The organism is Streptomyces sp. NPDC042638 (genome assembly GCF_040647235.1).
In the GTDB taxonomy this organism is placed as follows: Bacteria; Actinomycetota; Actinomycetes; order Streptomycetales; family Streptomycetaceae; genus Streptomyces; species Streptomyces rameus.
In genome coordinates this window covers 87,960-110,050 of record NZ_JBEZBT010000012.1, presented here as the reverse complement: position 1 = coordinate 110,050, position 22,091 = coordinate 87,960, and the positions used below count along the sequence as shown (strand labels likewise).

Annotated in this window: 20 protein-coding genes and 2 pseudogenes; 14 read left to right on the top strand and 8 right to left on the bottom strand. The window is 72.0% G+C overall.

Going from position 1 to position 22,091, the window contains the following annotated elements; genetic code table 11:
* Nucleotides 1–50: 50 nt before the first annotated feature.
* From AB0B40_RS13200 to AB0B40_RS13185, 4 genes and pseudogenes are all read left to right on the top strand, one after another.
* Complete coding sequence (locus AB0B40_RS13200) at nucleotides 51–974, top strand: NADP-dependent oxidoreductase (RefSeq protein ID WP_345060411.1); 924 nt, start codon at nucleotides 51–53, stop codon at nucleotides 972–974.
* Nucleotides 975–1,212: 238 nt separating this feature from the next.
* Nucleotides 1,213–2,058: an RNA polymerase sigma factor SigF gene (locus tag AB0B40_RS13195; protein ID WP_345060413.1), complete on the top strand. Its 846-nt coding sequence runs from the start codon at nucleotides 1,213–1,215 to the stop codon at nucleotides 2,056–2,058.
* Nucleotides 2,059–2,165: 107 nt separating this feature from the next.
* A pseudogene (locus AB0B40_RS13190) lies at nucleotides 2,166–3,028 on the top strand (alpha/beta hydrolase).
* Between the two features lie 153 nt (nucleotides 3,029–3,181).
* A complete protein-coding gene (locus AB0B40_RS13185) occupies nucleotides 3,182–4,051 on the top strand; it encodes a class II glutamine amidotransferase (RefSeq protein WP_362263922.1) in 870 nt (289 codons plus the stop codon).
* A 68-nt stretch (nucleotides 4,052–4,119) separates the two neighbouring features.
* On the opposite strand, the gene AB0B40_RS13180 is transcribed toward AB0B40_RS13185, so the two are convergent.
* Complete coding sequence (locus AB0B40_RS13180; RefSeq protein ID WP_362263921.1) at nucleotides 4,120–5,232, bottom strand: ABC transporter substrate-binding protein; 1,113 nt, start codon at nucleotides 5,230–5,232, stop codon at nucleotides 4,120–4,122.
* A gap of 236 nt (nucleotides 5,233–5,468) precedes the next feature.
* Here AB0B40_RS13180 and AB0B40_RS13175 point away from each other — a divergent pair, with 236 nt between their 5' ends.
* On the top strand, nucleotides 5,469–6,425 hold the full coding sequence (locus AB0B40_RS13175) for a hypothetical protein (protein ID WP_345060420.1): 957 nt from the start codon (nucleotides 5,469–5,471) through the stop codon (nucleotides 6,423–6,425).
* A gap of 165 nt (nucleotides 6,426–6,590) precedes the next feature.
* Here AB0B40_RS13175 and AB0B40_RS13170 read toward each other — a convergent pair whose 3' ends face one another.
* The 3 genes from AB0B40_RS13170 to AB0B40_RS13160 are packed head-to-tail and all read right to left on the bottom strand — an operon-like array spanning nucleotide 6,591 to nucleotide 8,846.
* Nucleotides 6,591–7,298: a phenylalanine--tRNA ligase beta subunit-related protein gene (locus AB0B40_RS13170; RefSeq protein ID WP_345060422.1), complete on the bottom strand. Its 708-nt coding sequence runs from the start codon at nucleotides 7,296–7,298 to the stop codon at nucleotides 6,591–6,593.
* A 38-nt stretch (nucleotides 7,299–7,336) separates the two neighbouring features.
* Nucleotides 7,337–7,984 carry an FMN-binding negative transcriptional regulator gene (locus tag AB0B40_RS13165; protein WP_345060424.1) on the bottom strand — a complete coding sequence of 216 codons (648 nt, stop codon included), beginning with the start codon at nucleotides 7,982–7,984 and terminating at the stop codon, nucleotides 7,337–7,339.
* A gap of 25 nt (nucleotides 7,985–8,009) precedes the next feature.
* The gene (locus AB0B40_RS13160) at nucleotides 8,010–8,846 is read right to left on the bottom strand and encodes an EamA family transporter (RefSeq protein WP_362263920.1); all 837 of its coding nucleotides are present in this window, start codon (nucleotides 8,844–8,846) and stop codon (nucleotides 8,010–8,012) included.
* Nucleotides 8,847–8,967: 121 nt separating this feature from the next.
* Between AB0B40_RS13160 and AB0B40_RS13155 the strand changes: the two genes are divergently transcribed.
* The 5 genes from AB0B40_RS13155 (at nucleotide 8,968) to AB0B40_RS13135 (ending at nucleotide 12,569) form a co-directional block, all read left to right on the top strand.
* Nucleotides 8,968–9,549 (top strand): XRE family transcriptional regulator, encoded by a 582-nt coding sequence (locus AB0B40_RS13155; RefSeq protein ID WP_345060428.1) that lies wholly within the window; start codon nucleotides 8,968–8,970, stop codon nucleotides 9,547–9,549.
* Between the two features lie 464 nt (nucleotides 9,550–10,013).
* The gene (locus AB0B40_RS13150; protein ID WP_345060430.1) at nucleotides 10,014–10,541 is read left to right on the top strand and encodes a CAP domain-containing protein; all 528 of its coding nucleotides are present in this window, start codon (nucleotides 10,014–10,016) and stop codon (nucleotides 10,539–10,541) included.
* 130 nt (nucleotides 10,542–10,671) lie between these two features.
* Complete coding sequence (locus AB0B40_RS13145; RefSeq protein ID WP_345060432.1) at nucleotides 10,672–10,944, top strand: hypothetical protein; 273 nt, start codon at nucleotides 10,672–10,674, stop codon at nucleotides 10,942–10,944.
* Between the two features lie 76 nt (nucleotides 10,945–11,020).
* Nucleotides 11,021–11,734: a GntR family transcriptional regulator gene (locus AB0B40_RS13140; protein WP_345060434.1), complete on the top strand. Its 714-nt coding sequence runs from the start codon at nucleotides 11,021–11,023 to the stop codon at nucleotides 11,732–11,734.
* Between the two features lies 1 nt (nucleotide 11,735).
* Nucleotides 11,736–12,569, top strand: a complete 834-nt coding sequence (locus AB0B40_RS13135; RefSeq protein ID WP_345060436.1) for a sterol desaturase family protein — start codon at nucleotides 11,736–11,738, stop codon at nucleotides 12,567–12,569.
* Between the two features lie 201 nt (nucleotides 12,570–12,770).
* Here AB0B40_RS13135 and AB0B40_RS13130 read toward each other — a convergent pair whose 3' ends face one another.
* Nucleotides 12,771–13,235 (bottom strand): SRPBCC family protein, encoded by a 465-nt coding sequence (locus AB0B40_RS13130; protein WP_345060438.1) that lies wholly within the window; start codon nucleotides 13,233–13,235, stop codon nucleotides 12,771–12,773.
* Between the two features lie 46 nt (nucleotides 13,236–13,281).
* Here AB0B40_RS13130 and AB0B40_RS13125 point away from each other — a divergent pair, with 46 nt between their 5' ends.
* Nucleotides 13,282–13,890 (top strand): TetR/AcrR family transcriptional regulator, encoded by a 609-nt coding sequence (locus tag AB0B40_RS13125; RefSeq protein WP_345060440.1) that lies wholly within the window; start codon nucleotides 13,282–13,284, stop codon nucleotides 13,888–13,890.
* Nucleotides 13,891–13,947: 57 nt separating this feature from the next.
* Here AB0B40_RS13125 and AB0B40_RS13120 read toward each other — a convergent pair whose 3' ends face one another.
* Nucleotides 13,948–14,829 (bottom strand): SDR family oxidoreductase, encoded by an 882-nt coding sequence (locus tag AB0B40_RS13120; protein ID WP_362263919.1) that lies wholly within the window; start codon nucleotides 14,827–14,829, stop codon nucleotides 13,948–13,950.
* An 86-nt stretch (nucleotides 14,830–14,915) separates the two neighbouring features.
* Here AB0B40_RS13120 and AB0B40_RS13115 point away from each other — a divergent pair, with 86 nt between their 5' ends.
* The gene (locus AB0B40_RS13115) at nucleotides 14,916–15,416 is read left to right on the top strand and encodes a MarR family transcriptional regulator (protein WP_362263918.1); all 501 of its coding nucleotides are present in this window, start codon (nucleotides 14,916–14,918) and stop codon (nucleotides 15,414–15,416) included.
* Between the two features lie 137 nt (nucleotides 15,417–15,553).
* Here AB0B40_RS13115 and AB0B40_RS13110 read toward each other — a convergent pair whose 3' ends face one another.
* Nucleotides 15,554–16,777 (bottom strand): saccharopine dehydrogenase C-terminal domain-containing protein, encoded by a 1,224-nt coding sequence (locus tag AB0B40_RS13110; RefSeq protein WP_362263917.1) that lies wholly within the window; start codon nucleotides 16,775–16,777, stop codon nucleotides 15,554–15,556.
* Between the two features lie 126 nt (nucleotides 16,778–16,903).
* On the opposite strand from AB0B40_RS13110, the gene AB0B40_RS13105 reads away from it, so the two are divergent.
* Entirely contained in the window at nucleotides 16,904–17,668 is a 765-nt protein-coding gene (locus AB0B40_RS13105; protein WP_345060448.1) for a TetR/AcrR family transcriptional regulator, read from the top strand.
* A gap of 73 nt (nucleotides 17,669–17,741) precedes the next feature.
* Here AB0B40_RS13105 and AB0B40_RS13100 read toward each other — a convergent pair.
* Nucleotides 17,742–17,876 (bottom strand): annotated as a pseudogene (locus AB0B40_RS13100) (GNAT family N-acetyltransferase); the annotation flags it as partial.
* Nucleotides 17,877–18,280: 404 nt separating this feature from the next.
* On the opposite strand from AB0B40_RS13100, the gene AB0B40_RS13095 reads away from it, so the two are divergent.
* Nucleotides 18,281–22,090, top strand: coding sequence for a LamG domain-containing protein (locus tag AB0B40_RS13095; RefSeq protein ID WP_362263916.1), 3,810 nt, complete (start codon nucleotides 18,281–18,283; stop codon nucleotides 22,088–22,090).
* Nucleotide 22,091: the final 1 nt, after the last annotated feature.

Here is a 22,091-nt window from a genome sequence, read left to right as displayed (position 1 = left end):
ATCTCCCGGCCCGGCGAACCGATCGAGACAGAGAGCAAGGCGGAACAGCGATGCGCGCGGTGGTCGTGGAGCAGTGGGGCGGACCCGAGAACCTGGTCGAGCGGGAGGTCGAGCGTCCCGAGCCGGGACTGAACGAGGTCCTGGTGCGGGTGCACGCGGCCGGAGTGAACCCGGTGGACTGGAAGACCCGGGCCAGTGGCGGTCTCATCGAGTGGGGCGGCGTGCCGGCGGTGGGCTGGGACGTGTCCGGCACGGTCGAGGCCGTAGGCCCGGGTGTGGGGATGTTCCGCCCCGGTGACGAGGTCTTCGGGATGCCGCTCTTTCCGCGCCAGGCCGGCGGATACGCCGAGTACGTGGTGGCGCCGGCCCGGCACCTCGCCCGCAAGCCGGCGGGCCTGACGCACGTGGAGGCGGCGGCGCTGCCGCTCGCGGCGCTCACCGCGTGGCAGGCGCTGGTGGACGCGGCGGACGTGCGGCCCGGTGAGCGGGTGCTGGTGCACGCGGCGGCCGGCGGGGTCGGCCACTTCGCCGTGCAGATCGCCAAGGCCCGCGGCGCGTACGTCATCGGCACGGCCAGCGCCGGCAAGCACGACCTGGTGCGGCGGCTGGGGGCGGATGAGGTGGTCGACTACCGCTCGGAACGCTTCGAGGACGTCGTGACCGATGTCGACGTGGTGCTGGACGGGCTCGGCGGGGAGACGGCCGAGCGCTCCCTGAAGGTGCTCCGGTCCGGCGGCCGGCTGATCACCCTGCCCGGCCCGGACGACGTACCCGCCGCCCAGGACGGGGTACGGGCGGTCTGGGTCCTGGTCGAGCCCGACCACCTGGGCCTGCGCGAGATCGCCGCGCTGGTGGAGCGGGGCGCGCTGAGGCCGGTGGTCGAGACGGTCCTGCCGCTGGCGGAGGCGGCGAAGGCGCACGAGATCGGGGAGCGGGGCCGCACCACCGGCAAGATCGTCCTGACGGTCGGCTGATCCCCGGGACGGACACCGGCGTCCTCCTCGCGCCTCCCGAGCCAGGGCTCTGCGGGTTCGACGGCCGCGGGTCGGGCCGATCCGGCCGGCGACCCGCGCGTCGGCCCCCCTCGCCGGGAACCGTCGCATCCGTTCGTGTGCGGACAGGCATGGGTGGAGGAAAAGGGGGTAACCGCGGCTCTGCCGGCCGTTTCACGGCCGGCACTGGCAAGGGCTCGATCTCGGGAGGGGTTTATTCATGGCGCTCATGAGCATGCCGGCGACGGATACGCGGATGGCCGGACTGCCGGAGGTCGTGGACCCCTCACAAGTGGCGCCCAAGGACGCCCGCGAGCTGTCCCGGCTGTTCTTCCGGCAGCTGGCGTTGCTGGAGGAGGGCACGGCCGAGTACAGCTACGCCCGCAACACGCTGATCGAGATGAACATGTCCCTGGTCCGCTTCGCGGCCGGCCGCTTCCGCAGCCGCGGTCCGGAGGAGATGGAGGACATCGTCCAGGTCGGCATGATCGGCCTGATCAAGGCCATCGACCGGTTCGAGCTGACCCGGGAGACGGAGTTCACCTCCTTCGCCATCCCCTACATCGTGGGCGAGATCAAGCGGTTCTTCCGCGACACCACCTGGGCCGTCCACGTACCGCGCCGCCTGCAGGAGGCCCGCGTCCAGCTCGCCCGCGCCACGGAGGAACTCCGCAGCCGGCTGGGCCGTATCCCGACGGACAGGGAACTGTCGGAGCTGATGAGCCTGCCCGAGGACGAGGTACGCGAGGCGCGCCTGGCCGCCAACGGCTACAACTCCTCCTCCCTGGACGCCACGATCGGCGGCAGCGAGGACGGCGAGGCCGTCCTCCAGGACTTCATCGGCAGCGAGGACCAGGCGCTGGAACTGGTTGAGGACTTCCACGCGCTGGCGCCGCTGATCGCCGGGCTCGAAGAGCGGGACCGGCAGATCATCCACATGCGGTTCGTGGAGGAACTGACCCAGGCCCAGATCGGCGAACGCCTGGGCGTCTCCCAGATGCACGTCTCCCGGCTCCTGTCGCGCACACTGGCCCGGCTGCGTGAAGGCATGCTCACCACGAACTGAGGCCCACCGCTCGACGGAGCCCGCCGCACCCGCGGCGGGCTCCGACCCATCGACGGCAGGGGACCGCTCGTGCCGGAACAGCGGATACCCGAGCCGGAGGAGGCGACGTGTTCGACGGCTTCGAGCTGACGCGATGCCAGGGCGACGGGGCGCGGCTGCGCGTCCGCCACGGCGGGCAGGGCTCGCCCGTGCTGCTCCTGCACGGCCATCCGCGCACACACGCGACGTGGCACCGCGTCGCCCCGCTGCTGGCCGCGGCCGGGCACACCGTCGTCTGCCCCGATCTGCGCGGCTACGGCGAGTCCGAGAAACCCCCGACCGGCGGCACCGCCCTTACTCCAAGCGCGCCATGGCCGGTGACTGCGTGGCGGTGATGCGCCACCTCGGACACGACCGTTTCGCCGTCGTCGGACACGACCGGGGCGCGTACGTGGCCACTCGCCTCGCCCTGGACCATCCCCAGGCGGTGTCCGCCCTCAGCGTGCTCGACGCCGTCCCCATCGGGGAGGCGCTGCGGCGCTGCGACGCGACGTTCGCCGCCAAGTGGTGGCACTGGTTCTTCCTCGGACAGACCGACAAGCCCGCCGAACGCGTCATCAGCGCCGACCCCGACGCCTGGTACCGGGGCACCGCGGAGCAGATGGGCGCGGAAGCTTACGAGGACTACCGTCGCGCGATCCACGACCCGGCCACCGTGCACGCGATGTGCGAGGACTACCGGGCCGGGCTCGGCATCGACCGGGAGCACGACGACGCCGACCGGCAGGCAGGCCGACGGGTCGGATGCCCGCTGCAGGTCCTGTGGGCCACCCGTGACGACATGGCCGACCTCTACGGCGACGTACTGGGCGTCTGGCGCGACTGGGCGGGCGACCGCCTGGAGGGTGGCCCGATCGAGTCCGGACACCACATGGCGGAAGAGGCTCCGGACGCGCTCGTCACCGCCCTGCGCGCGTTCTGGCGGCTGTGAAGGCGGCCCGTGGCCGGTCCGGTCGAGGCCGGGTGGTCCGGTCGAGGCCGGGTACGAGGACGAGTACACAGCGCCACACCGCCCGGCCCGTCGCCGGGCGGTGCCCTCCGCCGGCTGCCACAATCGGCCTGTCCGGCGACGGAGGAGGAAGTCGTGTGCCGCCTGTTCGGCCTCAGCAGCGCCCCGAACCGCACCCACGCCACCTTCTGGCTCCTGGACGCACCCGACAGCCTCAGCCGGCAGAGCCGTCGCGACCCGGACGGCACCGGCCTCGGGTACTTCGCCGCCGACGGCACCCCCCACATCGACAAGGCCCCCATCGCGGCCTACCGGGACCGCACCTTCGCCGAGGACGCCCGGCAGGTGCAGTCCGCCACCTTCCTCGCGCACGTGCGCTTCGCCTCCACCGGCGGCCTGGACCCCCGCAACACCCATCCCTTCCAGCAGGACGGCCGGCTGTTCGCTCACAACGGTGTCATCGAGGGCCTGGACCAGCTCGATGCCCGTCTGGGTGACGACCGGTCCCTGGTCGGGGGCGACACCGACTCCGAGCGGTTCTTCGCTCTGATCACCCGGGAGACACGTCAGCACGACGGTGACGTCACCGCCGGCATCGAGCGCGCCGCTCACTGGATCACCCGGAACCTGCCCGTCTTCGCCCTCAACCTGGTCCTGATCACCCCTGATGAGCTGTGGGCGTTGCGCTACCCGGCGACCCATGAGCTGTATGTGCTCGAGCGTCAGGCGGGCGGCCAGTACGGAAGCCGCCATCTGGACCACAGCGGCAGCCACGGCCGCATGCGCGTCCACTCAGAGCATCTCGCCGACCACCCCGCCGTCGTCGTCGCCAGCGAACGGATGGACGACAATCCCCACTGGCGCCTGATGGAGCCCGGCGAACTCCTCCACGTCGGCCCCGCCCTGCACACCGACCGCCGGGTGATCCTGCCCGATCCCCCCTCGCACCAGCTCACCCTCGACGACCTGCGCCCCGAAGCCGCCGCCTCCCAGAAAGCGGCATAGCCCCGCCGCGCACGGCAGCCATCGGCCGCCGGGCGGCATCCGCGGGGAGTCAGGCCCGCGTGCGTCCCTCAGCCGACGTGGAGGATCCGGAAGCGATCGGGCGCCACCGGATCCCGGTCGGCGACCTGGATCGGGGGCCGGGCCCATTGCCAGACGCCGATGCCTGGCCCGCGGGAGAACCGGATCTGCCCGCGGGTGCCTTCGACTGCCACGCGCGGCCAGGCCGCGGCCGTGCGGGCCCGGTCAACGCCCTGAGAACGCAGCACCTCGGCGAGGACGGTGATCGTGTCGTAGCCCTCGAAGGCGACGAAGGAGGGCGCTTCGGCCAGCCGCTCACGAAGGGCCGCCTCGACCCGTGCACCCAGTGGGCCGAGGCGCTCGGGCAGGTAGCGCAGGAACGGGATCGCGGCGCCGTCGCCGCCCAGCAGCGACGCCCATTCGGCGAACTCCGGTTGTCCGGCCGGAGCACCGATCATCACCTCGCCGAGGCGCCGGTCGCGGCGGACGGACCTGACGATCGGCACCGCCGGCTCCGGGTGGCCGACGAGAAGAAGGAGGGCTGTCGCACGGCTGTCGACGAGTTCGTCGCACACCGCTGTGGGAGCGAGCGCCGCCATGTCGAGCTCGACGACGGTGCCGCCCCGCGGACGCAGACGGTCCCGCAGAATACGGGCCCCGGACGCCCAGTAGACGCTCGGCTGGGCGGCCACGGCGACTCGCCTGTGTCCCGCGGCGAGGAGGAAGTCCGCGTAGACGCGCCAGCCGTGGGACTGCGCCGGGGCGATGCGCGCGACCCAGTTCGTCGGCTGTCCGGTGAGCGCGTCGAGAACCGCTGACGAGCAGAGGTACGGCAGGCCGAGCGCGTCGGCCCTCGCAGCGGCGGCGCGAGCGACGACGCTGTGGTACTCCCCGGCCAAGGCGGCCACGCCCAGGGCGGCCAGTTCCTCCACGGCCGCCGCGGCCCTCTGCGGGTCGGCCGCGGTGTCCCGGACCACCATTTCCAGCGGGCGCCCGGCGATCCCGCCCGCGTCGTTGACTTCACGGACGGCCAACTCGAGTCCCGCGAGCAGGTGTTGTCCTGCCCCGACCCAGCCGGGCCGGGTCAGCGGAACGAGAGTGCCGATCCGGACGGCGGACCCGCCGGTCCGCTCCGCCCCGGGCGGCGATGGTGGCGTGGCCATGCGTTGACGTCTCCCGAACGGCGATCGGGCCGCGATGTGCCCGGAACACGGAGTGAACCTCCGCCGAGCGTAGCCGAGCCGGGAACGGCCGGTTCGGGCACCCCGTCCCATGACCGCCGGCCGGCCCGTGCCGCCGGGGCACAGGAGACGGGCGCCCTGCGTGCCGGCGGGAGTACGATCGGTAACGATCTCGGCGCAGCCCTTGCGAGGAGTGTGATCCGTTCTAGCCTCCGGCCATGGGAATTCTTTCAAGCCGCCGCAAACGAGCCCGTCTCGCACCGGAACTCGACGACCAGGAACTGGGCAGGCTGCTGAAGTCCCTGCTGGCGACGACCAGGACAGGCACCATCGCCACCACCGACCTGTGCATGGCGCAGCTGTCCCGGCTCCTGGACCAGGACCCGGGCGACCGGGACCGCCGCACCCACCGCATCGGCGTTCTGGCCGACTTCCTCTCCGCGTCCCACCTGCCGAAGTCGTGGGCCGCGCGCGAGCCCGGCAACGCGACCGCACTCGTCCTCCACGCCTGGACCCAGGTCGCGCAGGCCCGCACCCACGGCCAGGGGGGCGACACGTCCGACGCCGCACAGAGCTGTCTGCGCGCCGCCGAACTCGCGCCGGACGATCCCGTCCCCTGGGTGGCCCTGCTCAAGGTGGCGCGCCGGGAACGCTGGAGGCAGCCCCAGGTGTTCGGCATATGGAACGAGGTGCTCGCGCGGGACCGCTGGAACCGCGAGGCGTACCTGAACATGCTGGCCTATCTCACTCCGGAAGAAGGGGGCTCCCGGCTGCAGGTCCTGGACTTCGTCGACGCGCTGGTCGCCCGAGTGCCCGCCAACGCACCCTGTGTGGCCACGGAACTCACCGCCCAGGTCCTGCAGTACCAGGCCATCCTCGGCCGGGGTGGCTACGAGGCGTTGGTGGCGCGGACCCACTGGTCCCAGGGGATGGGCGCCCAGGCGCTCGACAGGGTGGCGCACACCTGGGGGCAGCCGGGATTCCTGCGTCACGCCAAGGCGCTCGCCGACCTGAACCTCCTGGCCTACGCGCTGATGGCCGGCGACCGCCGTGCCGAGGCCCGGGGGGTGTTCGAGGCGATCGGTGGGGTCGTCACCGCCTGGCCCTGGGAGATCGGCGGCGATCCTCTCGCCGAGTTCGAACAGGCGCAGCGCAGGGCCACCGTCGGTCTGTGAGCCGGCGGCGTGGCCCGGCTCACCCGTTCGGTTCCGCATGCGCCTTGCCGGGCAGGGCACTTGGGGCTGTGCGTGGGTAGTGCCCTGGGGTGGGGTGCCGCGGTCGGTCCCCGAGTACGGCCGCGGCACTCCGGCAGCCGTGCGCCGGACCCCCGCCCGAGGGGCTCACACGGTGAGGTGGGGCTGGGCCGGGCTGAGGTAGTACACCCGGGTCTGCGTGCTGTGCGGCACGAGCAGGCCCTGGAGTTCCTCGGCGGCCGTTGTGAGCGCGTGACCGTCGTCGGTGGCGTGCACGGTTTCGAGGACGAAGACGACGTGGGCGGAGTCCTCGGTGACGCGGGTGCGGTGGGCGTCGCGGTGGTTCCAGTGGCGGGTCAGTACTCCGGCGGCGTCGGCGTAGATGATCTCGCCGGGCTTGGGGTTCTCCACGGTGTCGGGTTCGCCGAGCGGAGTGAAGACCTCACTGCCGTCCGCGTGCCGGATGTCGACGTCGCCGCTGACTTGGTCGAGGTCGAAGGCACCGGCGGGCAGCGCGTGGCGGACGGAGACCGTGTTGTACGAGTCGACGGCCGGGTTGATACGCGGCAGTGAGCCCCTCTTGGCGAGGCGGCGGCCGAGGGCGTCGACGCTGGGGCGGATGCGGCGGGGGTTGGTGCCGAAGGAACGGTAGGCGGTGTGCCACGCCCCGATGCGCGGGTCGGTCTCGTCGGCGGGCCGCAGGCTGCCGTCGGCGAGCTGCTGCTCCAGGTCCGCCATGGCGGCGATGGTGCCCGGCCACGGTTCGCGACCGCGCAGGCCGGTGGCGGTGACCAGGGCGATGAGGGTGTCGGGGAAGGCGTCGGCGACGGCGGGACCGATACGGAAGGAGGTCATGAGAGATGTCCTGTTTCGTGCGCGTGCTGGGGCGGGGGTCAGGGCTTCCACGAGCCGATGCGGTCCAGGCGGCGCAGCTGCCCGCGCGCGGTGGGCACGTCGAGGCCCAGGCCGCGCTCGGTGAGGCGCTCGGCGACGGCGGTGCGGTGCCCGACGGGTTTGTGGTCGTCGTACTTGAACTTGGCCCGCACGTCCACGACTTCCAGTTCCAGGCCCCGGATGCCGGGCAGCATCCGTCCGTAGGGCGGCCGGCCGACGTCGATGGGAGCGTGGTCGCCGTCCGGCTGGAAGTGGGCCATCTGACGGCGCAGCAGCTCGGCCTTGGCCTCGGGGGCGTCGACGACATGGGCGCGGCAGGTGAACTGCACGGCCGCGTAGTAACTGGTGGGCACTCCGTCGCCGGGCGGGGTACCGGGCTCGGCGCGCCACGGGCCGGGGACGAAGGCGTAGTCGCCGATGACGGTGAGGGTGACCGCGGGGTCGTGCTCGATGGCTTCCCAGACCGGGTTGGGCCGGGCCAGGTGGATCAGCAGCCGGGTGTCGTCGCGGCTGAAGTGGGTGGGGACGACGACGGGCGCCCGGCCGGGCGGACCGTTGACGCTGAGCTGCCCGAAGTCGTGGCCGTCGGCGATCCAGGCCTGCCACTCGGCGTCGTCCAGTGCGGCGTCCCAGGGGTGGACGAACATGGGGTGCTCCTTGGTGGTGAGTCGCTCAGGTGAGGGCGAGGAGGCTGACGGCGACGGCGGCGGCGCCCAGGCCGACGAGCTGCCCGCGGTGGATGCGCTCGGCGAGCACCCCGCGGGCGAGCAGCATCGTGCCGGCCGGATAGAGGGCGGTGACCACGGCGACGACGGTCAGGTCACCGCTGCGGGCGGCGAGCAGGAACAGAAGGTTCGCCACCGAGTCCAGCACACCCGCGGCGGCCGAGACCGCGTAGGCGGGCTTCTCCGGTCCGAGCCGGCGGTACAGCAGCGCGGCAGCGGCCAGCGTGACGGCCGAGGAGACCGCTCTGCCGGTGATCAGCGGTGCCACACCGCTGTCGGACGGTGCCTGGTGGAGGAAGACCAACTGGAGGGCGATGGCTGCTCCGGCACCGAAGGCCAGCAGCAGCGCCGTCCGCGACGGACGTGCCGAGCCCGCGCCGTGCCCGGCGCTGACCAGCAGCACCGCCACCAGCGCGAGCGGCAGACCCAGCAGCCCGGCCGGACCCAGCCGCTCGCCCTGCAGCAGGCCCACGGCGACGGGCAGCGCGGCGGAGACCAGTGCGGTCACCGGCGAGAGCACGTTCATCGGGCCGATGGCGAGGGTCTTGTACAGCAGCGCGAACGCGGCGGCGGAAGCGACACCGGAGGCGGCTCCCCAGCCCACGGCGGCCGGGCTGAACGAGGCACCGAGCACCGGCCACAGCAGCAGCTCGACCGCGAGGCTGGCCGGGGCGGCGACCAGCACGGTACGCAGGACGTGGGCCCGGCGGGCGCCGAGGCCGCCCAGGAAGTCGGCGCAGCCGTAGGCGAGGGAGCTGCCCAGAGCCAGCAGGAGAGCGATCACGGTACGGTCCTCGGAGTTTCTCAGTAGAACGACTTGACCGTACAATGAAACGACCGCCCTTTGTCAACCAAATGACCGGACGGTACATTGCAGTGGTCGGCTCGTTGGGGATGGTGATCAGGTGGCCGAGACAGAGGCGGCTCTGCGCACGCTCGCGCGGAACGTCAGGGCGGCCCGGACTCGTGCGGGCCTGTCCCTGGACGAGCTCGGCCGGCGCGCCAAGGTCAGCAAGGGCGCCCTGGTCGGGCTGGAGAAGGCGCAGGGCAACCCGAACTTCGCCACCCTGGTCCGGCTCGCCGACACCCTTGGTATCTCGGTGTCCGCCCTCATGGAGGGACCGGCGCAGGACCGCGTCCGCGTGGTGTCCGCCGACGCCGTGATGCCCCTGTGGGCGGGGGAGCGGGGCAGCGAGGCCCGGCTCATGCTGACGACCGCCGGACCGGCCCCTGTCGAGGTGTGGCGCTGGCGTCTGCAACCGGGCGAGGAATATCCCAGCCACCCGCACCAGGGCGGGGTCGTCGAGACCGTCAGCGTCACCGCCGGGCGGATGACCCTGCTCGTCGACGGCGTCGAACACCCCGTCGAAGCCGGGCAGACCGCCGCCTTCGACGGCGACCTTCCGCACACCTACCGGGGCGCGGGCGACGAGACCTGCCACCTGATCATGACCGTCCACCTGCCACCGGCCGCCAGCACCACGTGACTCGGGGCACTCGCACGGGAACTCCGGGCACGCGCACGGCAACCCGTCCGGCATGATCCGGACGCGGATCAGCGCGGTGTGACGATGACGTGCTTCCCATGCCATGCCGAACTTGCCGGGGCCCCATGCCGACCCGGTGTTCCGCGGGGGACGTGAAGCTCGCCCCTGCCGACCACGTCGCCCGCGACCCGCGCCGGGTAGGCGAACCGCTGCTGAGGCGAGTGTGCTCCGATCTCGCCGGAGGCGGCCGCGCGGGCGACGGGCGGGGAAACCGTCACCGGTCGTCGGCTCGTGGCGAGGCGCCTGCGGTCGTACGGTGGAAGGAGCAGGAGGCGCGCCCCCGCACTCGCGACGGCGTACGTCTCGCACAGGCCGCCCACCGCCCCGCCGGCCGCTCCCGTGGAGCCGCCCCGCAGGCGAGCGCCGTGAGTGGCGCTCCGTCACCTCCACGAAGGGGAACCTCCATGCATTCCAGGAACCATCGAATCCGCCGGGTGTGTGCCGCCGCCGCAACGGCCCCGCTGCTCGTGCTGGGCGGCGCGGTCCACGCGAGCGCCGCCCCGGCGGGATCCGCCGCGGCGTCGGCCTCCGTCACCGGCGCCGTGCGGCAGTCGTCGCCGGGCGAGATCCTCTCCCTGGTCAACGCCGAGCGCGAGAAGGCCGGTTGCGAGCCCCTCAAGGAGGACCCCCGGCTGATGCAGGCCGCCCAGGCCCACGCCGACGACATGGCCGCGAACGGGCTCACCGGGCACGACGGCTCCGACGGGTCCACTGCTCTGTCCCGGATGGAGAAGGCCGGCTACTCGCCCGCGGGGCGGTCCTCGGAGAACGTCTCCGGACCGGGCTACGACTCCTCCAAGGCCCATGTGGACGGCTGGATGTCCAGCAGCCGGGGCCACCGCGAGACGATCCTCAACTGCGAGTTCAAGGAGACGGGGATCGGCACGAAGGGGCAGTACGCCGTCGAGCTCTTCGCCGTCAGGTCGCGGTAACCGCGCGCGACCGCTCGGCGTCCAAGGAAGAGGGAGATGTCCTGGCCGGCGCGGTTCGGCGCCGCCGCCACCCGGATGCGGCACCGCCGGGGCGGATTCCCGGCACGATCCCGGAAAGCAGGTGGGTCCCATGCGCACGTCGACCCGTATCGCCGGTGTCCTCACCGGCGTGACCCTCGCGCTCGGTGGCGCCGCTCTCGCGGCACCCGCCGCCCACGCGGACATCCCGGCCTGCGTCAACCAGGTCGAGCGCGAGCTGCAGGGCGGGGAGGCCCCGGACTCCGTCCGGATGGCGTGCTACGTCGGCCTGACCGGCCACCACGACCAGTGCGTGTCCGACCTCACCCGGGCCGGTGTCACCGAACAGACCGCGGGGAGTGCCTGCAGAGTGGCCCCCCAATAGCGATCAGCCGAAATCGGCGGAGCGGATCCGGTCCAACCAGTTGACCAGTTGACGCGGCCCGTCCACGCTGAGCGCCATGGTGCACGGACACATCCGGCGCGAGGCGGTATCGGACCAGCTCTTCGCCCTGCTCCGCGACAGAATCCTCGGCGGGGAACTCCCGCCCGGCTCCCCTCTCACCGCGGAACGGGACCTCGCGGCCGAGTTCGGTGTGAACCGGCATGCCGTCCGGGAAGCGGTCAAACGGCTTCAGCAGGCACGGCTGGTGGAGGTCAGCCACGGTGGCCGCACGCTCGTCCTGGACTGGCGGCGCAGTGCCGGGCTCGACCTCGCGGTGGGGATCGCGGCGGCCGACGGCGGGCCCTCGGTGGAGGAACTGGCGCGCGACGCCCTGGAGATGCGGGCGTGCATCGGTGCCGACGCGGCCCGACTGTGCGCCCTGCGGTGCTCCGGGCAGGCCGCCGCACGGATCGTCGAGGCCGCCGGCCGGTACGCGCGCAGCGGGCCTGATCTGGTGGAGCTGGCGGCGGCGGACATCGCCTGGTGGCGGCTGATCGTGGAGGGCTCCGGGAACGTGGCCTACCTGCTGGCCTTCAACAGCCTGGTGGACGGTGCGCTGCCGGTCGCGCACGTGCCCGACGACCTGCGGACCGCCGAACTCCTCGACGTGGAGACCCATCTGCGGCTCGCGGCCCACATCGAGGCACGGGAGGCGGCGGCGGCCGAACGGCTGGCGCGCGAGCTGCTGTCCCGCAGCGTGCCCGCGGCACACCGGAAGGCGGTGCGCTGAGATGATCCCGGCCGTGGTCTACGCGGTACCCGCGTTCGTGCTCCTGGTCGTCGTCGAGGCGCTGTCCTACCGCTTCCTGCCGGACGACGACGAACGCGGTTACGAACTGCGCGACACCGTGACCAGCATGTCGATGGGCGCGGGCAGCCAGGTCATCGCGGTGCCGTGGAAGGCGGCGACGATCCTGCTGTACGCGGCCGTCTTCACCCTCGCCCCCTGGCACCTTTCGCCCTCGTCCGCCTGGACTTGGCTGCTGCTCCTCTTCGCCGACGACCTGGCGTACTACACCTTCCACCGTGCCCACCACCGGGTGCGGGTGCTCTGGGCGAGCCATGTGGTCCACCACTCCAGCCTCCGCTTCAACCTGTCCACCGCCCTGCGCCAGAGCTGGACGCCGATGACGGGACTGCCGTTCTGGCTGCCCCTGGCGCTGCTCGGCATACCACCGTGGATGATCCTGATCCAGCAGGCCGTCAGCCTCGTCTACCAGTTCTTCCTGCACACCGAGCGCGTGGGCAGACTGTGGCGGCCGGTGGAACTGGTCTTCAACACCCCCTCCCACCACCGCGTCCACCACGGCTCCAACAACGTGTACCTGGACCGCAACTACGGCGGCATCCTGATCGTGTGGGACCGGCTCTTCCGCACCTTCGAGCCGGAGGGCGAGCGCGTGGAGTACGGCCTCACGAAGAACGTCGGCACGTACAACCCGCTGCGGGTCGCCTTCCACGAGTACACCGCGGCCTGGCACGACGTCCGTGCGGCCCGGCACTGGCGCGACCGTGCCGGACACCTCTTCGGTCCGCCCGGCTGGACGCCCGGTGCGAAGTCGTGACCGGCCGCACCCGGTCGGAAGGCCCGCGCTGTGCGGGCACGGAAGTGTCCTGCCGACGTGGCTGGGAAGGATCGGGCGTATCGGACGCACCGGAGGGTAGATGACCAATGCAGCGGTCCCGCGGAATCAGCAGTGGAACCTGCGCCTCCAGTTTCTGCGGGCCGCTGCACCCGGGTCTCGCGCCGCACCGCCGCACCGTCGTCAGGAGCCGGCAGCGGACGTCTGACGAGCCAACTCGGCGGCCAGGCGTTGCATGACCCTGCGGTTGGCGCGCCGCATCGTGGCCCGGACGGCGGGCGCCACCAGGCGGTCGGCGAGAGGAGCCCGCGCCCAGGTGTACGTGAATGAGACACGGCTCCCGCCGGCCGGCAGCGGTTCGATGGTGTAGACGCCGTGGGCCAGACGTCGTCCGGCCGCGCTGACGTTGCGTTCGACGATGCGCCGGGGTGCGTCGGCCGCCACGACCTCGATGGTGACCTCGGTCTTCGTGCCGCCGAGCGCGGCGGTGACCGTGGCGCACGATCCGACGCCCCGGCCGGGGCCGCTGTAGCGCCAGTCGGTGAGGTAGTGGTTCGTGAACCGCTCGTGGTGAGCGATGACATCGAGGAAGTCGTAGACCTGCTCGGGCGTCTGCGGTACGTCGATCGACACGGTGACAGACTTCATGTACCACACGGTACATGCGTCATGTACCAATTGGTACGCTCGTGTCGTGGCGAATGACGACGACGGGCGTTCCGCGGGCGAGGCCGCGCGCGGCAGGGACGGAGACCGGCGCGCTCGACTGGTGGACGCGGCCGTCGACCATGTCGCGGCACACGGCATCGCGGATCTGAGCCTGCGCCGGCTGGGCGCCGCGATCGGTGTCAGCCACCGCATGCTGATCCACTACTTCGGCTCCAAGGAACAGCTGCTCGCCGAGATCGTCAGGGAGTCGGAGCGGCGTCAGCGCGATCTGCTGACACGGCTGCGTCTGGAGCCCGGACGCTCGCCCGTCGATGTCGCGCGCCTGCTCTGGCGGCAGTTGACAGACCCGGCGACGGCCGGTCAGGAGCGGCTCTTCTTCGAGATCAACGTGGACGCGCTGCGGGGCGGTCCCGAGGCCGTCCGTGTCCTCGAAGGACTCATGACGGACTGGCTGGAGCCGCTCGTGGCCGCCGAGACGGCCGGCGGGGCGGACCCCGCCGCGGCCCGAAGGCGCGCCAGGCTGGGACTCGCCACCGTCCGCGGACTGCTGCTCGACCTGCTCACCACCGGTGACCGCGCCGGCGTCGACGCGGCGATGGAGGAGTTCCTCCGGCTGTACTACGGCACGGAGTGACGCGGCCACCCGTCCCACCGGCCCGCCGGCCGGACGACGTACGCACGACGAGTTCGCTCAGGCGACCCAGGCGGTGGTGAGGTCCTGTACGGCGGAGCCGTCGACGTCGGTCAGCTTCGTGCCGACGAAGCTGCGGGCCCAGTCGGTGGTCTGGATCCGGAAGGCGGGCCGGTCGGAGTGCAGAGCCTCCATGACCGCCTCCGCCGCCCCGGCCGGGGTCTGGGCGCTGCCGTCCAGGAACTGCTTGGTGGTGCGGTCGATGTAGCTGTGCAGCGCGGCGGTGTAGGGACCGGCGTCGATGGCGGCGCCGAGGTCGACACCGAGGTTGTTCACGAACTCGGTGGCCACGGCACCGGGTTCCACGACGGACACGCTGACCCCCAGCGTCCGCGCGACGGGGGCGAGGCTCTCCATGTAGCCCTCGACGGCGAACTTGGCGGCGCAGTAGGCCTCGTTGAACGGCTGGCCGACGACACCGCCGACGCTGGTGACGGTGATCAGCCGGCCGCCGGTGGCGCGCAGGTGCGGCAGTGCGGCCTTGGAGACGGTCAGCACGCCGAAGAAGTTGACCTCCATCACCTTGCGGATGTCTTCCACGGTGTCGTTCTCCAGGGTGCCGAGGTGGCCGGCGCCCGCGTTGTTGACGACGGCGTCAAGGCGGCCGTAGTCGCCGAGCACCCCGTCGACGGCGGCGGTGACGGACGCTTCGTCGGTCACGTCGAGCTGCCGGATGTCCAGCTCGACGCCCGCTTCGGCGGCGGCCTGGCGCAGCGCGTCGGCGCGGGAGGTGTCGCGGAGGGTGGCGACCGTACGCCAGCCCGCCCGGGCGGCGGCGACGGCGGCGGCGAGGCCGATACCGGAGGAGGTCCCGGTGATGAGGACGGTGCGGGGGGCGGTGGACGGCGTGACGGGCGAGGGGGAGGACGGGGTGGTGGACATGGCGGGGCCTTTCACGATCAGTTATGTGCGTGCACACACAACATAGCTTTATGTGTGCGTGCACGCAACTCGCCTATACTTGATCCATGCCGAAGAAGCTGCCCCAGGCCGAGATGCCCGCCGCGGACTACGCCTTCTACGGGCTGGTCTGGGCGGGCACGGTGATGACCGAGCGTGTGGACCGGGCCCTGGCGAAAGCGCACGATCTGCCGGTGTCGTGGTTCGAGGTGATGCTGTGGCTGGCGTCCAGCCCCGAGCCCGTGCCGGCCTCCGTCCTGGGCAACAGCACCATGCTCAGTCGCAGCCAGGTGTCCCGGGTCGTGGACGCGCTCCAGTCCCGGGGGCTGGTGACCCGTACGCCGTCGGCGCGTGACGCGCGGTCGGTGGAGGTCTCGCTCACCGCCGAGGGCCGCCGCGTCTTCGAGGAGGCCGACGCCACCCGCCGTGAGGTCCTCGCGCCGGTCTTCACCGACCTCCTCGACGAGCACGACATCGAGGCCCTCGGCACGGTGTGGCGCAAGCTCAAGGCGGAGAAGGAGAAACTGGAGGCGGACCCGGGGGCCGGGTCCGGCCGGTCGCATCGCTGAGGCGGCGGACGCGACGTCGGGCGCCGCGGCCGGGGGTGCCGCCACCGGTGGGCGGCCGGGCGATCACAGCGGACTCGCGGCCGGGGGTCGCGCCGCCCTTCGCACCCTGAGCCCGGGGCCTTGCTGCCGCGCCGGCGTCAGCCCTGTTCGCGCAGGCCCCACGGCGAGCCGTAGTCGGCGAGCAGGTCGAGGAAGGGGCGGGGCGGAAGGGCCTCGGGGCCGAGGACGCCCCGGCCGGACCAGATGCCGGTGGCGATCAGTTCGAGGGCGACCACCGGGTTGACGGCCGTCTGCCAGACCACGGCCTGTGAGCCGTACTCGCGCATCGACCACTGGTTGTCGACCACGTGGTAGAGGTACACCTCCCGCGCGACGCCGTCCTTCGTGCCCTTCACCCAGGTGCCCGCACAGGTCTTGCCGGTCATCCGCTCGCCGAGCGTGGCCGGATCGGGCAGGCAGGCGGCGACCACGTCGCGCGGGGACACCCTCACGGGGCCGTCCGCACCGGGGACGGTGACCCTCTCGGTGGAGTCCAGGCCCAGCTCGTGCAAGGTCTTCAGCTTGGCGATGAAGTCGTCGCCCAGGCCGTACTTGAAGGTCACCCGGCGGGCGTCCACCCAGCGCGGGATCAGCAGCACCTCCTCGTGCTCCACGTTCACGCACTCGACCGGGCCGATGCCCTCGGGAAAGTCGAAGACCTCCGGCTCACTGAACGGCGCGGTGGTGAACCAGCCCCGGTCCTTCTCGTAGACCACCGGGGGGTTCAGGCACTCCTCGATCGTGGTCCAGATGCTGAAGGACGGGGCGAAGTCATAGCCCTCGACGACCAGGTCGGCCCCGTCACGGACGCCGATCTCCTCGATCTCGTCGAACAGCTCGTCCGCGGCGTACCGGGCGAAGACGTCGGACAGACCGGGTTCCACCCCCATGCCGACCAGGGCCAGCCGACCGGAGTCCGCCCACCGGTGCGCCAGCTCGAACTGGCCGTCGCCGAGCTTGACGCCGCACTCCTCGTACGGGCGCTCGGGGTGCGGGGCGGACAGGGACATCGCCATGTCGAGGTAGTGCGCACCCGCCGCGAGTGCCGCGCGGAACAGGGGCATGACGAACCGGGGATCGGTGGCGTTCAGCAGGACGTCACAGCGCTCCTCGGCGAGCAGCCGGCGCACGCCCTCCTCGTCGGAGGCGTCCAGCCGCCGCGCGCTGAACCGGTCCGCGCGGTCCTCCAGCGCGGCGACGGCGGCCTCTGCCCTGGTCAGGTCGTAGTCGGCCACGACCATGCGGGTCAGGAAACCGCGACGGGCCGCGATCCGGGTGACGGCGGTTCCGACCCCGCCCGCGCCCACGAGCAGTACTCGCATGTCACACACCTCTCTCTTCGAGCACACGCCAACGAGATGCCCTGATGCAACGGGACGGCTCCGGATAGAGTCAACCGTGTTGGCATAAGGGCCGACGGCATGCCGAGGACAGAGGGTGAGGTCCGTATGGCCAAGCAAGTGGTGCCGGAACCGGCGCGGCGCAGGCGCCGGCCGACTCGGCGGGGCACGGTGCTGTCCGAGCGGCTCATCGTGCACACCGCGCTGCGGGTGCTGCGGGAACACGGCAGTACGGGGCTCACCGCGCGCCGGCTGGGCACCGCCCTCGGCGCCGACCCCAGCACCCTCTACCGCTACTTCGCCGGCATGGACGACCTCACCCGGGCCATCGGCGAGGAGCTGATGGGGCAGGCGCTGGACCGCTGGACCGCCACCGGTGAGTGGCGGGCCGACCTGCGTGCCCTCGGCCGCGCCATCCACTCCTCGTACCTCGCCCATCCGCAGGCCGCCGCCCTGACCGCGAGCCGGGTCACCGGCCGGCCCCGGGAGATCGCGGTCGACGAGACGATCCTCGGCATCCTGCGCACCGCCGGCTTCCCGGACCCCGCCGCGGTGCGCCTCTACCACGCCTTCATCGACCTGAGCCTGGCCTTCGCCGCCCTGGACGCCGGAGCGCTCGCCCTGGCGGAGGAGGCCCGCGCGACGGACGAGGAGATGTGGACCTCCACGTACGCCCAACTCCCCGCCGAGTCCTACCCCCACATCGCCGCGACCGCCCGCCTCCTGGCCGCCCGCATGCCCCACAGCGCCTACCCGGTCGTCCTGGACGCCCTGCTGGACAACGCCACCGCACAACTGACCGCCCCACGCCCGGAGCCGACGCCCCCCGCCGGGCCCGCCCGGCCGGGGCGCCAGTCCGCCTCCGGGTCATAGGAGTGCGAGGGTGAGGAGCACGCCGTCGCGGTGATCCCTCGGCCGTGCGTGCGGCCGCCTGCCGTGCCCACTGCGGCTCGGGATCGGTCGCGAGGCGGGCGTGCAGATGGCAGTCACGGAAGGCGTCCCGGCGTCCCGCCTGCCACATCGCGTCGCGCAGCGTCCCCTCGCAGCGGAAGCCGCACCGCTCGGAGACCGCGCACGACGCGTGCTTCGGGCGACACCCAGTAGCCCACGGAGGCCGACCGCATCACGCGGACGACCCGGCTGACTGGGGTGAATTATTCGGCCATCTTTTCGAGTTGCAGGATTCACGCCGGCCACCCCGGGGTCGCAAGAAGATGACGCAGGGCGATGAACGGTCGGGTGGGGCGGACGTGAGCAGAGGATGCCAGCGCATGGAGTGATCTGTTCCGCATTTTGACCAGGGGTTGTAAATCAGCCAGTTGGCCCGTTGTGGCGTAGCACACACTTGAACATTCCTTGGAGTTCTTATTACCTCTGTGGCCTTTGTGTGTGTCAGCTGTGACGTTTCGGGGTGGAGTAGTGAACGAGCGACGGGGGCGCCGTGCTGACGGCGGACCGAGAACGAGAAGAAGACGGCCACGCTCGGTGGCATTGGGCCTGGGAGTCACCCTGTTGTCGGCACTGCTCGTGCCGGCGACGACGGCCCAGGCCCAGGACGAGCCCCTGCTGACGGTCGAACAGCAGGCGCTCGCCAGAGCGCAGGAGACCGGTGAGCGGGTCGAACTCACCGGCCAGCGGACCGAACACACCACGGTGTTCGCCAACCCCGACGGCGCGACCTTCCACCTGGAGGAGTCGTCGGTGCCGGTTCGGGTCCCGACGGAGAACGGCGGCTGGCAGGCTCCGGACCCGACACTGGAGGTCCGGGCGGACGGCACGGTCGTGCCGAAGGCCGCCGCGGTGGACATGGAGTTCTCCGGCGGCGGTACGAAGGACCCGCTGGTCAGGATCACGGGACGAGGCCGCTCGCTGGCTCTCGGCTGGCCGGGCACGCTGCCGAAGCCGGAGCTGCACGGATCCAGCGCCCTCTACTCCGACGTCCTGCCCGACGTCGACCTCAAGGTGACGGCGTCCACCGAGGGCTTCCAGCACCTCCTCATCGTCAAGACGCCCAAGGCGGCCGCCAGTTCGCGGCTGAAGCAGGTCACCTACGCCCTGAAGGCGTCGGGACTGGACCTGCACGAGGGCAGGGCCGGCAACCTCCTGGCCGTCGACGGTGACGGACAGACCGTCTTCCGCGCGCCTCCCGCCCAGATGTGGGATTCCGCGGGTGACGCGACCCAGCCCGGTACACCGACCACAGCCGGGACGGCCGCCGCCTCACCTCGTGCTTCGGCCCCGCGTACCGCCGAGGCACCGGCGACGTCCGGCACCCTGGCCTCCGTCGCCTCCCGTCGTCAGCCGGCCGTGGCATCGGCGAAGGCTGCCGCCCCGGCTTCCGTGGCCTCCGGCGCCGCCCCGGCTTCTGCCGCCCCGGCTTCCGCCGTCCCGGGCGCGACCGCCGCCGACCCCGCCGCCGCGACCGCCGCCGACTCGACCGAACCCGGAGCCGGCGACAAGGTCGCCAGGATGGGCGTCGAGATCACCGAGGACTCGCTGTCCGTCACGCCGGACCCGGCCATGCTGGGCAGGACGGCCGCCGAGCACTTCCCGCTGTTCATCGATCCGAACGTGACATGGAGCGAGTCGGAGCGCACCCTGCTGCGCAGCGACGGCTACGAGTCCTACGGCTGGGGCAACGGCGACGACGGCCTCGGCAAGGGCGCAGGCAAGTGCGGCTCCTGGAACTCGTACTACTGCGGTCCGGGCTATGTGCAGCGCCTGTACTTCGAGTTCTCGCCGGCCAGCCTGAAGGGCAAGCGCGTCCTCGACGCCACCTTCCGCGTGACCGAGCCCTGGGCGTTCCAGTGCGACCCCCGCTGGGTCGACCTCGTGCGCACCGACAACATCTCCTCCTCCACCACCTGGTCCGGGCGCCCCAGGGAACAGGACTGGATGGTCGACCGCTACGTGTCGGCCGGCCGTGGATCGCTGTGCGACCCCGACTCACCGGACGCGCCGATCGAGTTCAACGACAACCCGGAGGAGTCGAACGAGAACCTCACCCCCACCGTGCGTGACTTCGCGGCCGGCAAGTTCTCCCGGCTGACCCTGGAGCTGCGCGCGCACGACGAGGGTGACACCGGCGCCTGGAAGCGGTTCAAGAACGACGGCGTGCTGTCCGTGGACTTCGTCGGCCTGCCCGCCAAGCCGACCTCCATCGGCGTGGCCACCGGCACCGGTACCGTCTGCGAGACCAAGGAGTCCGACCCGGCCGTCGTCTCCAGCCCCGAGCCGCAGCTGCGGGCCACCGCCCAGACCGCGTCCGGCGGTGAGAAGGACGCCCAGCTGCGCGTGGCCTTCGACGTCGACGCCAAGAGCGGCGGCACCTGGACCGACGCCCCCATCTCGACGAACGGCGACATCCGGCCTTCGGCGCCCGCCTACGCCACGGACAACGCGGCCGTGTCCCTGAACTGGCCGAAGCTGACGGAGAACACCCTCTACAGATACCGGGCGTGGGTGCGGTCGTACTACAACAAGGGCCAGGACTATCTGGCCGGGCCGTCGAACGCGTCCACGACCGGCTGGTGCTACTTCAAGGTCGACCCGACCGCCCCCAAGGCGCCGCAGATCAGCGTCGCCTCGCCGTACACCCTGTGCACTTCCACCGACTGCACGGCGCACGGCGGCCCCGGCCAGAAGATGACCTTCACCTTCGCCAAGGGCGCGGCCGGTGACACCAACATCGCCGGCTACCAGTACAAGCTGAGCACGTCCGCGCCCTGGTCGTCGACGCTGCCCGCGAGCAAGCCGACGCTGACGGTGGTACCCAACCACTCCGGCACGCTGCGCATCTACGCCAGGGCCGTCGACGACGTCGGCAGCGGCCGGCCCGGAGCCCAGAACGTCGTCGACGTCCTGGTGGACGCGGGCCAGCGAGCCGTCGGACGATGGCAGTTCGGGGAGAGCAGCGGGGCGGCCGTCGACTCGGCCGACGCCCCCGGCACCACCCGGCACGACGCCGCCCTCGCCGGCGGCGCGGCCCGGGACGACCGGGGCCGACGCGGCCTGATCACCCACGACGCCTCCGGCGTACCGCTGGAGGAGCCCGTCACCGACCGGGGCCTGACGCTCGACGGCAGTACCGGCTACGCGGCCACCGGTGGACCGGTGCTGGAGACCAGGTCGTCGTACACGCTCTCCGCCTGGGCACGGGTCGACCCCGGCCAGACGGGCACGGACACACTGCTCAGCCAGGACGGCGGCACCTACACGCCCTTCTACCTGTCGTACAACCTCGACGGTTCGGGCGCGTGGAGCATGCGGATGCTCACGGTGAACGGCACCACCCGCACCTGGAGCACGGTGCGTGCCAAGCAGCCCACGCCGAGGGGCGTGTGGACGCACGTGGCCGCCGTGTACGACGGCGAGACCAACAAGGTGCGGCTGTACCTCAACGGGGTGCCGCAGGGCGAGGCGGACGCCGGCACCCCCTGGGCCGCGAGCGGTGCCCTGCAGTTCGGCCGGGCCAGGTGGCTCGGCGAGAACACCGACTACTTCGACGGCTCCGTCGACGAAGTGGCCGTCTGGCAGCGCGCCCTGGGGGAGACGGAGGTCGCCGACGAGGCCCGGCTGCTGACCTCGCAGGGCTTCGCCGGCGCCGAACTGGTCGCCGACTGGAACGCCGAGCGCGGCTCGGGCACCACCGTCGCCGACACCACCTCCGGATACGGCAGGCAGCTCGCGCTGGCGGGCGGGGCCTCGCTGAGCGGCGACGCCATCGTCCTGGACGGTGTGGACGGCGCGGCCACCGCGAGCGGGCCGATCGTGGACGACACCGGTTCCTTCACCGTGACCACGGCCGTCGAACTGGACGGGAGGAAGCTGGCAGGCAAGAGCGTCGGCTACATCGGACAGGTGGTGGGGCAGCGCACGTCCGACGGTTCCGGCTGGGGGCTGTGGTACGAGCTGACCGGCAAGGACACCGTGCTGGACGAGGAGACCGGCGAGGAGCGGACGGTCCCGTCCGGCAAGTGGCACTTCGGCCGGCTGCGTGCGGACGGCGGTTTCGACTCCGTCGTCTCGGACGAAGCCGCCGCCACCGACAGCGTCGTACGGCTCACCGGTGTCTTCAACGCGCAGGACGGCACGGTGAGTCTTTACCTGGGCCACAACCAGAACGGCGACGACCTGGTGTTCACCGCGCAGGCGGGAAGCGGCGACTTCGCCGTGGGCAAGGGCTTCACGGGCGGCAGCTGGAAGTACTACCTGCCCGCCCGGATCACCGAGGTCCGGTTGTGGTCCGGTGCCATGGCGAGCCCGGACCAGATCGACGAACGCGTGGGTGACTGAG

Coding starts and splice junctions, on each gene's coding strand:
- AB0B40_RS13180 (WP_362263921.1), bottom strand. CDS start 5,232: ATGGCCACGCCACCATCGCCGCCCGGGGCGGAGCGGACCGGCGGGTCC.
- AB0B40_RS13175 (WP_345060420.1), top strand. CDS start 5,469: ATGGGAATTCTTTCAAGCCGCCGCAAACGAGCCCGTCTCGCACCGGAA.
- AB0B40_RS13115 (WP_362263918.1), top strand. CDS start 14,916: ATGCCGAAGAAGCTGCCCCAGGCCGAGATGCCCGCCGCGGACTACGCC.
- AB0B40_RS13150 (WP_345060430.1), top strand. CDS start 10,014: ATGCATTCCAGGAACCATCGAATCCGCCGGGTGTGTGCCGCCGCCGCA.
- AB0B40_RS13110 (WP_362263917.1), bottom strand. CDS start 16,777: ATGCGAGTACTGCTCGTGGGCGCGGGCGGGGTCGGAACCGCCGTCACC.
- AB0B40_RS13165 (WP_345060424.1), bottom strand. CDS start 7,984: ATGTTCGTCCACCCCTGGGACGCCGCACTGGACGACGCCGAGTGGCAG.
- AB0B40_RS13105 (WP_345060448.1), top strand. CDS start 16,904: ATGGCCAAGCAAGTGGTGCCGGAACCGGCGCGGCGCAGGCGCCGGCCG.
- AB0B40_RS13130 (WP_345060438.1), bottom strand. CDS start 13,235: ATGAAGTCTGTCACCGTGTCGATCGACGTACCGCAGACGCCCGAGCAG.
- AB0B40_RS13135 (WP_345060436.1), top strand. CDS start 11,736: ATGATCCCGGCCGTGGTCTACGCGGTACCCGCGTTCGTGCTCCTGGTC.
- AB0B40_RS13120 (WP_362263919.1), bottom strand. CDS start 14,829: ATGTCCACCACCCCGTCCTCCCCCTCGCCCGTCACGCCGTCCACCGCC.
- AB0B40_RS13170 (WP_345060422.1), bottom strand. CDS start 7,298: ATGACCTCCTTCCGTATCGGTCCCGCCGTCGCCGACGCCTTCCCCGAC.
- AB0B40_RS13145 (WP_345060432.1), top strand. CDS start 10,672: ATGCGCACGTCGACCCGTATCGCCGGTGTCCTCACCGGCGTGACCCTC.
- AB0B40_RS13200 (WP_345060411.1), top strand. CDS start 51: ATGCGCGCGGTGGTCGTGGAGCAGTGGGGCGGACCCGAGAACCTGGTC.
- AB0B40_RS13140 (WP_345060434.1), top strand. CDS start 11,021: ATGGTGCACGGACACATCCGGCGCGAGGCGGTATCGGACCAGCTCTTC.
- AB0B40_RS13195 (WP_345060413.1), top strand. CDS start 1,213: ATGGCGCTCATGAGCATGCCGGCGACGGATACGCGGATGGCCGGACTG.